We start from the raw sequence: 14407 nt of genomic DNA on the forward strand, positions 1-14407 counted from the left end.
GGGGCGTAGGCGCGGGCGTTCGTCAGGATGCGGCGTCGCGGGCCGCCAGCGCAAGGAGGCCTTGCAGCGGGACCTGGACCCATTCGACACGATTGTTCAATTCGTAGCGCAGCTCGTACAGCGCCTTTTCAAGTTCGAACAGGTCCAGCAGTTGCAGGTCGACGGGTGTCGCGGGCGCGGCCTCTTCCATGGCCTCGAGGTAGGCGGAGAGGAAGGCCTGGCGGCTGGCGGTCTCCCACTGGCGCACGGGCGTCTCGAGGCGCTGCAGCTCGTCGGCGTTCTGCGCCACGCGCTTCAGTGCCGACCAGCGCGCATAGTTGAAGGAGCGCAGCATGCCGGCCACATCGCGCAAGGCCGACCCCTTGGCCCGGCGCTCCTCGAAGCTGCGCGTGGGCTCGCCCTCGAAGTCGATGATGACGAAGTCGTTGTCGCTAACCAGGACCTGTCCGAGGTGGTAGTCGCCGTGGTAGCGGGTCTTGAGGCCGTGCCCGTTGCCGATCGCCGCGGCGGCGCGGGCCGCGAGCCGGCTTTCCTGTGCGAGCAGCGCCTGGGCGTCATCCTGCGCGGGGCCTGGCAGTTGCGGCAGGCGTTCGCGCAGCAGTGCCATCGTCGCCCCGACATCGGCACTCGCATGCTCGCGCATGGCCTGGATGTCCTCGGCCGCCAGGGGCTCGGGGTCGAAGGCCGCATCGCCGGTACGGCGTGCCAATGCCAGGTGCAGTTCCGCCGTGCGGCGGCCGAGCACTTCCATCAGCGCTGCGAACCCACCGTGGGCCTGCGCCGGAGTCGCGGCGGCGAGCGTCTCGGGCGCGGTGCGCAGCTCCTCGAGGAAGCGTTCTACATAGCCCAGCGTGTAGACCCAGCCGTCGCCCTGGTTGCGCACGTAGCGCTGCACCATGGCCAGGGTCGCGGTGCGGCCGTCGTCGCCGATGTATTCGAGCGCGCCCAGTACCGGCACGCAATGCGGGTAGCGCGCGACGCTGGTGAGAAAGCGGCCCATCTCGACCTCGGGGTTCACGCCGTCGCGCACGCGACGGTAGGCCTTGAGGAAGAGGGTCTCATTGAAGGTCACGACCGTGTTGCTGCTCTGAGCGCCTGGCCGGCCGACGGCGAGCGCGTCGAGGTCGGCCTCGACGCGGCGGAACGCGTCGGTGGGCGTGAAGTGCAGGCGCCCCCTGGCGGCCGGCACTTGCAGGCCATCGCGCACGGCCCGAATCATCGCGCGGCAGAAGGTCTCGTCGTAGAAGGCATCGGCCATCACGCCGACGTTGGCCTGCTGCCGCACCTTGGCGACGCCGGCCTGGGTCAGCCGGTTGAGGCGGTCTTCGTCCTGCTCCTCCCAGGCCAGCGCGAGCGGCACGAAATAAGTCGACGCCTCTGAAGGGCCGTCGAGCGCGACGAGGGGCAGCATCCAGCTGAAGCCGTCGCTGTCCCACACCGCATGATCCACCAGCCGGGCGCGCGCAACCGCCGCGCCCTTGGCGCCGTACCAGCGCTGGATCTCGATGAAGCGCGGAAGCGTGTCGGTCTCGAATTGCGTGAGCATGCGCTCGGCCATGCCGATGCGCCACGGCATCACGCGGTCCCGGAAGAAGCTGGTCCATCCGTCGAAGAGCACCAGCGTCGGCCGGTCCTGCAGGCCCACGCCTTCCTGGTGCCAGCTCGGCATCTCGGCGTCCTGCGCGAGCCGGAACCAATAGAAGCCGTACGAGGGCAGGGTGAGCAGATACGGCAGCTCGCCGATCGGCGGGAACGAGGTGCGTCCCAGCATCTCGACCGGAATGCTGCCCTTGTGGGCCGAGAGGTCCAGCTCCACCGGCTGCGCCGCGCGCGAGAGGTTGAAGACGGTGAGGATGGCGTCGCCCTCGTATTCACTGAGGTAGGCGAGGATCTTGCGGTTGCCGGGCCGCAGGAACACGCGCTTGCCGCGACCGAATGCCCTGCTCGTCTTGCGCACCGCGAGCATGCGCCGGGTCCAGTTCAGCAGCGAGCTGGCGTCGCGCGCCTGCGCCTCCACGTTCAGCGCCTCGTAGCCGTACATCGCATCCATGATCGGCTGGAGGTACAGGCGCTGCGGGTCGGCACGCGAGAAGCCTGCGTTGCGATCGGGGCTCCACTGCATCGGCGTGCGCACGCCGTTGCGGTCGCCGACGAAGACGTTGTCGCCCATGCCGATCTCGTCGCCGTAGTAGATGATGGGCGAGCCCGGCATCGACAGCAGCATCGCGTTCATCAGCTTCACGCGGTCCATGTCGTTTTCCATCAGCGGCGCGAGCCGGCGGCGGATGCCGACGTTGATGCGGGCGCGCAGGTCGGCCGCATACATGAGGTACATGTAGTCGCGCTCCTTGCTGGTCACCATCTCGAGCGTGAGCTCGTCGTGGTTGCGCAGGAAGATGGCCCACTGGCAGCCCTCGGGGATCTCGGGCGTCTGCTGGATGATCTCCACGATCGGGTGGCGGTCCTCCTGCGCGATCGCCATGTACATCCGCGGCATCAACGGAAAGTGGTACGCCATGTGGCATTCGTCGCCGTCGCCGAAGTATTCGCGCACGTCCTCGGGCCACATGTTGGCCTCGGCGAGGAGAAAGCGGTTCTTGTACTGCGCATCGATCGCGGCGCGCAGCTGCTTGATCACCACGTGGGTCTCGGGCAGGTTCTCGTTGCTGGTGCCGTCGCGCTCGCACAGGTAGGGAATGGCGTCGAGCCGGAAGCCGTCCACGCCCATGTCGAGCCAGAAGCGCATGGTCTTGAACACCGCCTCCAGCACCTTGGGATTGCCGAAGTTGAGGTCGGGCTGGTGGCTGAAGAAGCGATGCCAGTAGTACGCCTTGGCCACCGGGTCCCAGGCCCAGTTGGAAGTCTCGGTGTCGGTGAAGATGATGCGCGTGCCCTGGTAGAGCTGGTCGGTGTCGCTCCACACATAGAAATCGCGCTCTGGCGAGCCCGGCGGCGCGCGGCGTGCGGCCTGGAACCACGGATGGTCGCTCGAGGTGTGGTTGATGACCAGCTCGGTGATGACCCGCAGGCCACGCTTGTGGGCCTCTTCCAGCATGATCTTGAAGTCCGCCAGGGTGCCGTAGTGCGGGTGCACGTCTTCGTATTCCGCGATGTCGTAGCCGTCATCGCGAAGAGGCGACGGGTAGAAGGGCATCAGCCAGATGGTGTTGACCCCCAGGTCCTTCACGTAGTCGAGCTTGGCGGTGACACCCTTGAAGTCCCCGTAGCCGTCATCGTTCGAATCGAAGAAGGCCTTGACGTTGAGCTGGTAGATGACGGCGTCGCGATACCACTGCGGATCGTCGGTGCTGTCGATCTCGACGGTCTCGAGGAGCAGGTGCGATACCGGTGCATTCATGTCGAAAGGCCCCTACAGGAAATAGTCGAAATCGCGTTCGTCGCGCACGCGCCGCCGCACCACGAAGACATGCGCCGGCACGCTGTGCGGATCGAGCCGGATGAAATGGCGGCTGCCCTGCCAGAGGTAGCGCTGGTTGCTCAGCAGGTCGTGCATCTGGAAGGGATGCGCAGGTTCGCAATCGATGAAGTCGAGGTCGAGTTCGAGCCAGCCGGACTGCACGTTGTGCGGGTCGAGGTTGACCACGGTCACGATCACGTTGCTGCCGTCGGGGGAGCGCTTGGCGTAGGCGAGCAGCTCGCCGTTGTCGATGTCGAAGAAGCGCAGGCTGCGGTCCGAATGCAGGGCCGTGTTCTGGCGCCGGATCTGGTTGACCCGCGAGATGAGGGGCGCGAGGCTTTGCGGGTCGTCGTGGTTCCAATGGCGCAGCTGGTACTTCTCGGAGTTCAGGTATTCCTCGCTGCCCTGCTCGCGCGGCAGGTGCTCGCGCAGCTCGAAGGCCGGGCCATAGATGCCGTAGCTCGCCGCCAGCGTGGCGGCGAGCACCAGGCGGGCCATGAAGACCGGCGTTTCGCCGCCCTGCAGCCGCTCGTGGAGGATGTCGGGCGTGTTGGGCCACACGTTGGGCCGGAAGTACTCGCAGCCCGGGCCCTGCGAAAGCTCGGTGAAATACTCGGTGAGCTCCTGCTTGGTGTTGCGCCAGGTGAAGTAGGTGTAGGACTGGGAGAAGCCGAGCTTGGCGAGCCGGTGCATGACCTTGGGCCGGGTGAAGGCCTCGGCGAGGAACAGCACGTCGGGATGCGCGCGCTTGAGCTCGCCGATCGCCCATTCCCAGAAGGGGAAGGCCTTGGTGTGCGGGTTGTCGACGCGGAAGATCTTCACGCCCTCGCCGATCCAGTGCTCGAACACGCTCTTGAGCTCGGTCCACAAACCCTGCCAATCTTCGGTCTCGAAGTTGAAGGGATAGATGTCCTGGTACTTCTTGGGCGGGTTCTCGGCGTACTGCACGGTACCGTCGGGCCGCCAGCGGAACCAGGCGGGATGGGCCTTGACGTAGGGATGATCGGGCGCGCACTGGAAGGCGATGTCGAGCGCGATCTCCAGTCCGTGGCGCTGCGCCTCGGCACGCAGGCGCTGGAAGTCCTCGCGGGTGCCGAGCTCGGGCAGGATCGACTTGTGGCCGCCTTCCTCCGCTCCGATGGCCCAGGGGCTGCCGACATCATCGGCCTGTGCCGCGAGCGCGTTGTTCTTTCCCTTGCGCTGGATCCGTCCGATCGGATGGATCGGCGGAAAGTAGAGCACGTCGAAGCCCATGGCGGCGATCGCCGGCAGGCGCGCCTCCACGTCCTTGAAGGTGCCGTGCCGGTCGCCGCCGGGCGCGGTGGAGCGCGGGAAGAGCTCGTACCAGGTGCTGAAGCGCGCACGCTCCCGATCGGCCACCAGCGGCAGCTCCACGGGATGGTGCGTGGCCAGGCGGCGGTCGGGGTAGCGCTCGGCCAGGGCGCACAGCGCCTCGTCCAGGGCGAAGGCCTTGAGGGCAGTCGCGTCCATGCTGTTCTCGATGGCCGCAGCCTTCAGTTCGCGGCTCCAGCGCACAAGCGACTGGGCGTCGGCACTCTTCGCACGCTCCGCACGCTCAGCCGCGGCACCGATTTCCTGCGCACCGACCTGCGAGGCGATTCGGATGTCTTCCGGATCGACGCGGCGTGCCATGTCGTGCCGCCACGACTCGAAGGCGTCGACCCAGGCGGTGACGGTGTAGCGGTAGCGGCCGATGGCAGGCGGCGCGAATTCGGCCTCCCAGACATCGTTGCCCAGAGGCTTCATCGGCAGCTCGGCCCATTCCGCATCGGCCTCGGCGCGCCAGCGCAGCATGACGCGAAGCACGTCGTGGCCATCGGCGAAGCAATGGGCCTGCACGCGCAAGGCCTCGCCGGCCACGCGCTTGACCGCGAACCGGCCGCCGTCGACATTGGGCAGGACCGCATCGATGACAGCGCGCGCGCGGCCGTCCTCGCCGTCGGCGCGTTCGATTTTCGGGGCGGGCGATGCGGCGGCCTTAGGCATGAGGGTCGTGCTCCAGGATCAAGGTGGAGAGCGGCGGGAGCGTCAGGCACAGCGAATGCATGCGGCCGTGCGAACGGACGGGCGAGGCCTCGACTCCGCCGAAGTTGCCCCATCCCGCGCCGCCGAATTCGCTGGCGTCGCTGTTGAGGCGCTCGCGCCAGAAGCCGCCCCGCGGCACACCGAGCAGGTAGTTGGTGCGCGGCACCGGCGTCATGTTGCTGACGACCAGCACGGGCGCTCCCTCGCGCGGCTTGCGCAGGAAGGCGAAGACGCTGTGCTCGGCGTCGTCGGCCGTCACCCATTCGAAACCCGCGCCCGAGAAGTCGAGCTCGTGCAGCGCCGGCGTGGTGCGGTAGACGCCGTTGAGCTGGGCGACGAAGCGCTGCAGCCCCGCATGGCCATCGAGGGTGGAGACCCACCATTCCAGCTCGCCGTCGTGGGTCCATTCGCGGCGCTGGCCGAACTCGCCCCCCATGAAGAGCAGCTTCTTGCCCGGATGGCCCCACATGTAGCCGAACAGTGCGCGAAGGTTGGCGAACTGCTGCCAGCTGTCGCCCGGCATCTTGTTGAGCAGCGAGCCCTTGCCGTACACCACCTCGTCGTGCGAAAGCGGCAGCACGAAGTTCTCGCTGAAGGCGTAGACCAGCGAGAAGGTCAACTTGTGGTGGTGGTACCGGCGGTTGATGGGGTCCTCGTGCATGTAAGCCAGGCTGTCGTGCATCCATCCCATGTTCCACTTCATCCCGAAGCCCAGCCCGTCCATGTCGGTCGGGCGCGACACGCGAGGCCAGGCGGTGGATTCCTCCGCGACGGTGACCGTGTCCGGGTGCTGGCGGTAGACGGCGCGGTTGAGGGTCTGCAGGAACTCGATGGCCTCCAGGTTCTCGCGTCCGCCGTGGCGGTTGGGAATCCATTCGCCGTGCGCGCGCCCGTAGTCGAGGTACAGCATGGAGGCAACCGCATCGACGCGCAATCCGTCGATGTGGTATTTGTCCAGCCAGAACAGGCCCGAGGAGATCAGGAAGCTGCGCACCTCGTGGCGCCCGTAGTTGAAGATGCTCGACTTCCAGTCGGGATGGAAGCCCTGCCTCGGGTCCTCGTGCTCGTAGAGATGGGTGCCGTCGAAGTAGCCGAGGCCGTGCTCGTCGGTGGGAAAGTGAGAGGGCACCCAATCCAGCAGCACGCCGATGCCGCGCTGGTGCAGGTGGTCGACGAAATACATGAAGTCCTGCGGCGTGCCGTAGCGCGAGGTGGGCGCGAAGTAGGCGGTGGTCTGGTAGCCCCAGGAGCCGTAGAAGGGATGCTCGGTGACCGGCATCAACTCCACGTGCGTGAAGCCCATCTCGCACGCATAGTCGGCCAGCAGCGGCGCGAGCTCGCGGTAGTTGAGGAACTGGCCGTCCTTGCGGCGCCAGGACCCGAGATGAACCTCGTAGGTGGACATGGGCGCATCCAGCGCGTTGCGCGCGGCGCGCGTGGCCATCCAGTCGCTGTCGCCCCATTCGTAATTGAGCGACCAGGCGCGCGAGGCAGTGGCCGGCGGTGTCTCGCAGAAAAAGGCGAAGGGGTCGGCCTTGTCGACCTGGTAGCCGTTGTGGCGCGAGCGGATGCGGTACTTGTAGGCCTGCCCGGGCGCGACCTCGCAGACGGAGCCGGTCCAGATGCCGCTGTCCTCATGGGCTTGAAGCGGGTTGGCATCGCCGTTCCAGCCATTCCAGTCGCCCACCACCGACACCGAGGCTGCATTCGGTGCCCACACCGCGAAGCGGGCGCCACCCTCGCCGCGCAGGTGGCAGCCCAGTTGATCGTAGAGACGGGAATGGGTGCCTTCGCTGAAGAAATAGCGGTCCTGGGCACTGAAGGCGGCGGAAGAGGTGGTGGGCACTGCGGGCGTCCTTGGCATTCTGGGGCCGCGGCCGTGCGAGAACGCAGCCGGTTCGGCGTTGAACGGACGTTTGTAGGCCAGTGCGGCCTCCCGGCAATGACCGCGCCCGCGCTTCAGCTTGTCGGACAGCGACGCGTCTTGGGAAGGGTCCCACGCCTCGCTGCATGCGGATTGTCGGATGCTTTCTCGGCCGACAGGCAGATATGCTGGCGTATCTCATCTCATCTCATCTCAGCCGCATGCAGCCGCCGTCGAAGAAATTGAACATCGGAATTGCCGGCGCCGGTCCCGGCGGGCTGGCGACTTCGATTGCGTTGGCCAGGTTGGGGCACCGTGTCGAAGTTTTCGAGAAACATCCAACGCTCGAACCGCTGGGCGCGGGGCTGCTCATGCAGCCGCAAGGACTTCGAGCTCTCGAGGAACTCGGTGTGCGGCGCGAGTTCGATGAGGTGAGCGTCCCTGTCCGGCGACTGCTCGGAACCAGCCACCGTGGCTGGCGCGTGGTCGACATCGACTACGGGGATTCGCCGGCTCGCGCTGTCGGCCGCGCAGCGCTCGCCCGCATCCTCTACAACGCAGCGCAAGCCGCCGGAGTTCATTTTTCCCTGGCGTGCCAGGTCGACTCCGTGATGGAGGTCGAGGGGCGTGCGAGAGCGATGACGAGAATGGGGTCCACGGACTTCGACCTGTTTGCCATCGCCGACGGGGCAGCTTCTGGATTGAGGGAAAGTGCCGGCTTTGCGGGTCCTTCGAGGACTTACCGATGGGGCGCGCTTTGGGGGCAGTTCTGGGTGCCCGCGTGGAAGGAGCCCGAAGTGCTGCTGCAGAGGTTCCGCGGGACCTCGGAGATGATGGGCCTTCTACCCACAGCGGTTTCGGGCGGCGCTGTCCAGCTTTCCTTCTTCTGGAGTCTTCGCGCAGACCGCTACGCGGACTGGCGCTCCGGTGACCTGGCTGCATGGAGGTCGCATGTTCTGTCGCTATGGCCTGAGGCGAAGCCCGTGGTCAGCCAGATCCAGCGGCACGATGACTTGGCGTTCGCCGCGTATCGCCACACCTGGCCGCGCTCGATGGGCTCCGCTCGTTTGTGCGTCGTCGGCGACGCGGCTCACGCCATGAGCCCTCAGCTCGGACTGGGGACGACGCTGGCCATGGAGGATGCCTTGGCCCTTGCCCTTGCTCTGGAGGAACAAGGGGTGTCGGGAGTGGCGCAAGCGTATTCATCGCGACGGTTGCGACGGTCCCAGGGCCTTCAGACCTTGAGCCGACTGCTGACCCCGTGCTTCCAGGCGCAAGGAAAAGGAATTTGGCGAGACGTGGTATTCGCGGTGGGATTGCGTGTTCCTGGCGTGCCTTGGCTGATGAAGCGCAGCTTGGCTGCACCTGCGCGGACTCATCCTGGCGCAGTGACGACCTGTCCGCCTGCGCTTCAATCCGCTTCTGAGTCCAGCGGGCCGGCGCCTCTCGCGTGAGCCATTGCACGAACACAGCGTCGATGTACGAGCAGGCGATGGGCGAGAGTTTTGACCGCCTGCCGCCCGCGGTGCAGCGCTTTCACAAGCTGGCCGGCTTGCAAGAACTCCACGGCTGGGTCGACATCGAAGCACCTTCGACGCCGGCGGCAAGGCTTCTCGCCCTCTGCCTCGGCACTCCTCTTCGGGCAACGAGCGGTCCCATTCGATTCGAACTCCGAGCGGCTGCGGAGTCCGAAACATGGACCCGGCATTTTCCGAGCCAGAAAATGACTTCGCGCCTGCGACTTGAAGCGCGTCGAGTTGTCGAGCAGCTGGGTGCCGCTCGCTTGACCTTCGAGCTGTGCGAGGCAGAAGGCCGGCTCGAAATGCGCCTGATGGGGTTGCGCTTCTTTGGAGTTCCGTGCCCGCGCTGGCTTCTTCCAAAGGTCGTTGCAGAGGAGACCGGCCAAAATGACCGGCTTCACTTTCGAGTTCAGGCGTCGCTGCCGGTCATCGGCACCGTGACAAGCTATCGCGGTCACCTGATCGTCGCCGAGAAGACATAGGTGTGATCGGGGCCGAGGCTGTGTGCGCGGCGCGGACTGCTGCTAGGAAGATTTCCAGAACCGCCGCGCCTGCGCGATCTTGTCCAGTGCCGCCCGGCATTCGAGCGCTCCCTGAGGCTGTCGCGCCGAGAGCCAGCCTACCGCGAACCAGGCCCGGCCATCGTGGCCGGCCGCCTCGCGGTAGGCGTTGATGGCCACGGCCGCGTCGTTGTGCGCGCCCAGAGCATCCTGCGCGGGGTCCAGCGCTTTCAGGTACCGCGCAGCGCGGCCCTTGCCGAAGATCGGCGCGACGAACTCGCCCAGGTAGCGCAGGCGCTTGAGTCGCTTGCGGACCCGGTGCTGTGCCTCCGGCTCCAGCGTGTCGAAACGGCGTCCGTCGCGCACCACCTGGCGGTGCAGTTTCGACAGGCGCGCGCGCAAGGCTTTGCGGGCCGGCTCGGTGTGCTGCCCGGCCGGGGTCGCCCCGTCGGATGGTTCGCTGGGCGGCAGCGAGGCAGCGATCAAGCTGATGAGCGCCAGCTGGAAAGACGGGCCGCGCACCACGGCGGCCGGGTCCGGTTCCGGTTCGGCCAGCGCGGGCCAGGTCACCTGCGGGCCGCCATCGGCTTCGATCTGCGGCTGTACCGTTTGCTCCAGATGCTCGCGATCACGCTGCCGGCCCAGCGCGCGGAAGGCGTCCACCAGTGCGGGTTCCCAGGCGGGGTCGATGGCTGGCGCAAGGTCGGCCATCTCGCGCAATGCGGTGCGCAGGCGACGGATGCCGACGCGCAGTTGATGCACATGCTCGGGCTCGGGGCTGCCGGCGGCCACTTCGCTCGCATTGGGCAGGATCTGCGCGAGGCAGGCGCCGATCACGGCGCGGAACACCTGCGGCCCGTCCATGCCCTTGTCCACTGAAGGCGGCTCGGCCTTGACCGCCTCTCCGTAGTCGATGCCCTTGGCCAACCGCTCGCCGCGTGAAGCCTTGGAAACGGTGTCGAGCGAGATGCCATAGCGCATGCGCCAGCGGCGTGCGAGCTCGAGCAGCGCTTGCGGGCTGCCGCTCTTGAGCTCGATCTCGAGCTCGCACACAGGATGCGAGCGGTCGCCGGCGTGCACCTCGCCCCGGTCGAAAGCGAGCTCGACCCGGGCATCGCCGGTGCGCATCTCGCGCGTGGTGCGGCGGATGTCGGTGGCGTAGAGCGGCATCAGCCGCACTTCGGCTGGGGCCTGGCCGGCGGCGCGCAGCGCCTTGTCGATCAGCGCACCGACCGGCGTGCCGGCGTGGCGTTCCAGGCGCGGCAGCGGCACGTCGCCAACCTTGACGGTGTCGATCTCGACGTTGTGCTCGTGGCGCTCCAGCGCGTTGCCACCCGGCGCCTTGGCAGTCTGCACCCATCGCCGCCCTTCCTTGCGGATGCGAAGTACGACCCGCTGCGCCGCGAGCGCGCGGTCAGCGGTGTCGTAGTAGCGCGCCTGGAGGCGTTCCCGCGTCGATCGTCCATGCGCGACCGCGCCTTCGACAGCCGCCCGGTCGCGCGGTTCGATCTGGAACTTGAGCTCGAATTCGGTCACGTCTTGAGAGGGCGACCCCGCCGGCAGCGCGCTCAGCCCGGGAGCTCGCTGACTTGCAAGGACAGGTCGAAAAGCTTGGACTTGCTGGCGTAGTAGCGGTCGAGCCGCCATTCCTTGAGGATGTCCATCGCCAGCTGGAAGCTCTCGTAGTCGAGCTGATAAAGCGTGACCAGCTCGAAGCTGCGTTCGGATTCGAGCGCCAGGACCAGGCGGGCGAGGATCTGGGCCGACTCGTTGGCCGGGTCCGCCTCGATGAAGCGGCGGGCGACCTTGATGGCGTTCATGGGCTGGGTTCCTTCTGGTGGACCTGGAACTATAGCCAGCCCTGCTCGGCCTTTTATGACAGTCGTGTGACGGTCCAGGTCTTGGGTGCTTGCCCGACGCGCTTACTGGATCGGCGTCACGGTCTCGCGGATCAGGCCGCCGCCCAGCACGCTGCCCTCGACCGAGGTGGTGCCGGTGCCGCGCATGCGTGCCTCGCAGGCGGGGCGATCGGCCGGTGGCTGCAGGGCGCAGCGGGCCAGGGCGTTCTGTTCGTAGCTGGTGGTCGGCGCGCTCGTCAGACCGCCGCGGCGGGCTTCATAGCGCGCAGCGCCCGCTTCGCGCAGGCAGGCATTGCGGTCCTGCAGTACGCCGTCGCACGTGGCGCGCTCGCGCAGGTAGCTGGAGTCGGCACCTTGCGCCGCGCCGAGGGACGGCAGCGCGAGGCTGCCGGCAGCGAGCACGAGGGCCAGGCTCGAACGAATGGTCTTGTTCATGAAGCGCTCCTTTTCAAAGCAGGGCGGCGCGGCATGCGCCGGCCGGGACAGCCAGTGTCTGCCGTCGAGGAATCAGCCGCTGTGGGACTGGGGCGGCTCGCCGCCGGCCGGCCGCGCCGCGGGTTCATGTGGGACTTGTCCGGCACGCAGGCCGGAAGCGCGCCGGCTTTCGGCCGCTCAGGCTTCGCCGATGCGCTTGGCGAGGTGAGCGAGCGCTTCCTCGACCTGGTCGACCAGGATCAGCGACAGGTCGCCCGGTTGCAGCCGCTCGAGCGCGGTGTCGATGGCGATGAACTCGCCGCGGATCTCGTCGATGGCGCGAGTGCGGGTCGCGCCCTCCAGGCCCTGGCGCAGCAGCGCCATGACCTCGCCGTCGGCTCGGCCGCGCTGCGCCGCGTCCTGGTAGAGGATCACTTCGTCGAAGGCCTGGCCCAGGATGGCGGTCTGGTCGCGGATGTCGCAGTCGCGGCGGTCGCCGGCGCCGCTGATCACCACCGAGCGCTTGTTCGCGGGCATGGTGTCGACGGCGGCCACCAGTGCGCGCATGGCGTCGGTGTTGTGGCCGTAGTCGGCGATGACGGTGGCGCCGCGGTAGTCCATGACGTTGAAGCGGCCGGGCACGCCGGCCGCGTCGTTCTTGAAGCTCGCCAGGCCGCGGCGGATGCTGTCCCAGTCGAGCCCGATGGCCCAGGCCGCGGCAACGGCAGCCATCACGTTGTCGACCTGGAAGCCGATGCTGCCGTTGCGCGTGATCTGGACGTCGCGCAGTGGAATGCGCTCGCGCCACGAACCTTCCGCCGCCACCAGCGTGTCCTGGTCGACGTAGACGGTGCGCTTGCCCTGGGCGCGGTGCGTGGCCATGACCGGGTGCTGCCGGTCGCGGGCGAAGAAGATCACGTGGCCCGGGCAACTCGCGGCCATTGCGGCGACGTTCGGGTCGGCCGCGTTCAGCACCCCATAGCCATGAGGGGCCACGTTGCGCACGACCACACGCTTGAGCACCGCCAGGTCCTCGACGGTGGTGATGTAGTTCAGGCCCAGGTGGTCGCCGCTGCCGATGTTGGTCACCACCGCCACCTGGCAGCGGTCGAAGCCGAGCCCTTCGCGCAGCACGCCGCCGCGCGCGACCTCGAACACGGCGGCATCGACGTCCGGGTGCAGCAGGACGTTGCGCGCGCTCTTGGGGCCGCTGCAGTCGCCGCTGTCGGTCTGGCGGCCGTCGACGTACACGCCGTCGGTGTTGGTCATGCCGGTGCGCAGGCCGCTGCCGGCAAGCAGGTGGTTGATCAGGCGCGCGGTGGTGGTCTTGCCGTTGGTGCCGGTCACGGCCACGACCGGGATTCGGCCATCGTCGCCGGGCGCGAAAAGCGTATCCATCACCGCCTCGCCGACCGCACGCCCACGGCCGAAAGAGGGCGAGATGTGCATGCGCAAGCCGGGCGCCGCATTGACCTCGACCACGCCGCCGTGCTGTTCCTCCAGCGGGCGCAGCACGTTCTCGCAGACCATGTCGACGCCGCAGATGTGCAGGCCGACCATCTGGGCCGCATCGACCGCGCGCGCCGCGACTTCGGGGTGCACGGTGTCGGTCACGTCGGTGGCGGTGCCGCCGGTCGACAGGTTGGCGTTGTTGCGCAGCACCACGCGCTGGCCCAGCGCCGGCACGCTCTCGGGCGTGAGGCCCTGCGCCTCGAGGCGGCCGATGGCGATGTCGTCCAGGCGGATCTTGGTCAGCGAGGTGGCATGCCCTTCGCCGCGTCGCGGATCCTGGTTGACCAGATCGACGAGTTCGCGGATGGTATGCCGGGCGTCGCCGATGACCTGCGGCGGGTCGCGGCGCGCGGCCGCAACCAGCCTGTCGCCGACCACCAGCAGGCGGAAGTCGAAGCCCGGCAGGAATTTTTCGACCATCACCTCGCCGTAGGCTGCCGCCGAGTCGTAGGCGGCGGCGAGCTGCTCGCGCGTGCCGATGTTGACGGTGACGCCCTTGCCCTGGTTGCCGTCCTGCGGCTTCACCACCACTGGCAGGCCGACCTCTTGCGCGGCGGCCCAGCCGTCGTCGACGCTCGCGACAGGGCGACCCAGCGGCACCGGCACGCCGGCGGCGTTGAGCAACTGCTTGGTGAGCTCCTTGTCCTGCGCGATCGACTCGGCCACGCCGCTGGTGCTGTCGACTTCGGCGGCCTGGATGCGGCGCTGCTTCGAGCCCCAGCCGAATTGCACCAGGCTGCCGCTGGTCAGGCGGCGGTAGGGAATGCCGCGCGCCACGGCGGCATCGACGATGGAGCCGGTGCTCGGGCCCAGGCGCTCCGATTCGTCGAGGTCGCGCAGCTCGGTGATGGCGGCGTGGGCATCGAAGGCGGCTCCGGCTTGGGCGGCAGCGATCAACTGCTCGGCGAGTTCCAGGGCGCGCCGTCCGACGGCCTCCTCGCTGTACTGGAAGGCCACCTGGTAGATGCCGTTGTCCACGGTGCGCGCGGTATGGCCGAAGTTGACGGCGCACCCGGCCTGGCATTGCAGCGCAACGGCCGCGTTCTCCAGCACGTGGGCCAGCGCCAGCGGCTGCCCGAGCACGATGGGGTGCAGCTCGCCGATGGTGGGGAAGAGGGCCCGCAGCCGGCTCTCGAACCCGGCCAGCCGTCCGACCGCGTTCTCGTCGCCGGTGCAGGTGACGACGGCCTCGATGCAGGTGTGGCGGCTCCAGAGATTGGGCCCGCGCAGCGCGCGAATGCGTTTGACGTCCATAACGATGAGGCGAAGGGGCT

At 67.8% G+C, this 14407-nt stretch carries 9 protein-coding genes; 2 read left to right on the forward strand and 7 right to left on the reverse strand.

From position 1 onward, the window contains the following. Positions 1-22: 22 nt before the first annotated feature. From treS to glgB, 3 genes are read right to left on the reverse strand one after another with little or no spacing between them, the layout of a single operon-like run. A complete protein-coding gene (gene treS, locus E5CHR_RS06150) occupies positions 23-3358 on the reverse strand; it encodes a maltose alpha-D-glucosyltransferase (RefSeq protein WP_162578868.1) in 3336 nt (1111 codons plus the stop codon). 12 nt (positions 3359-3370) lie between these two features. Next, positions 3371-5425: an alpha-1,4-glucan--maltose-1-phosphate maltosyltransferase gene (locus E5CHR_RS06155; protein ID WP_162578869.1), complete on the reverse strand. Its 2055-nt coding sequence runs from the start codon at positions 5423-5425 to the stop codon at positions 3371-3373. After that, positions 5418-7310, reverse strand: a complete 1893-nt coding sequence (gene glgB / locus E5CHR_RS06160) for a 1,4-alpha-glucan branching protein GlgB (RefSeq protein WP_443083062.1) — start codon at positions 7308-7310, stop codon at positions 5418-5420. The genes E5CHR_RS06155 and glgB overlap by 8 nt, the downstream gene beginning before the upstream one ends. Positions 7311-7549: 239 nt before the next feature. Between glgB and E5CHR_RS06165 the strand changes: the two genes are divergently transcribed. Both E5CHR_RS06165 and E5CHR_RS06170 read left to right on the forward strand, forming a co-directional pair. After that, entirely contained in the window at positions 7550-8782 is a 1233-nt protein-coding gene (locus E5CHR_RS06165) for an FAD-dependent oxidoreductase (RefSeq protein ID WP_162583589.1), read from the forward strand. A gap of 23 nt (positions 8783-8805) precedes the next feature. Further along, positions 8806-9330, forward strand: a complete 525-nt coding sequence (locus E5CHR_RS06170; protein WP_162578871.1) for a DUF4166 domain-containing protein — start codon at positions 8806-8808, stop codon at positions 9328-9330. 42 nt (positions 9331-9372) lie between these two features. Here E5CHR_RS06170 and E5CHR_RS06175 read toward each other — a convergent pair whose 3' ends face one another. The 4 genes from E5CHR_RS06175 to cphA all read right to left on the reverse strand — a co-directional run bounded on the left by E5CHR_RS06175 (position 9373) and on the right by cphA (position 14387). Then, on the reverse strand, positions 9373-10884 hold the full coding sequence (locus tag E5CHR_RS06175) for a CYTH and CHAD domain-containing protein (protein WP_232061980.1): 1512 nt from the start codon (positions 10882-10884) through the stop codon (positions 9373-9375). A gap of 32 nt (positions 10885-10916) precedes the next feature. Then, positions 10917-11168, reverse strand: a complete 252-nt coding sequence (locus E5CHR_RS06180) for a hypothetical protein (RefSeq protein WP_162578873.1) — start codon at positions 11166-11168, stop codon at positions 10917-10919. A 102-nt stretch (positions 11169-11270) separates the two neighbouring features. Beyond that, positions 11271-11642, reverse strand: a complete 372-nt coding sequence (locus E5CHR_RS06185) for a hypothetical protein (RefSeq protein ID WP_162578874.1) — start codon at positions 11640-11642, stop codon at positions 11271-11273. 177 nt (positions 11643-11819) lie between these two features. Further along, the gene (cphA, locus tag E5CHR_RS06190; RefSeq protein ID WP_162578875.1) at positions 11820-14387 is read right to left on the reverse strand and encodes a cyanophycin synthetase; all 2568 of its coding nucleotides are present in this window, start codon (positions 14385-14387) and stop codon (positions 11820-11822) included. Positions 14388-14407 lie beyond the last annotated feature (20 nt).

The sequence above is a fragment of the Variovorax sp. PBS-H4 genome (genome assembly GCF_901827205.1).
In the GTDB taxonomy this organism is placed as follows: Bacteria; Pseudomonadota; Gammaproteobacteria; order Burkholderiales; family Burkholderiaceae_C; genus Variovorax.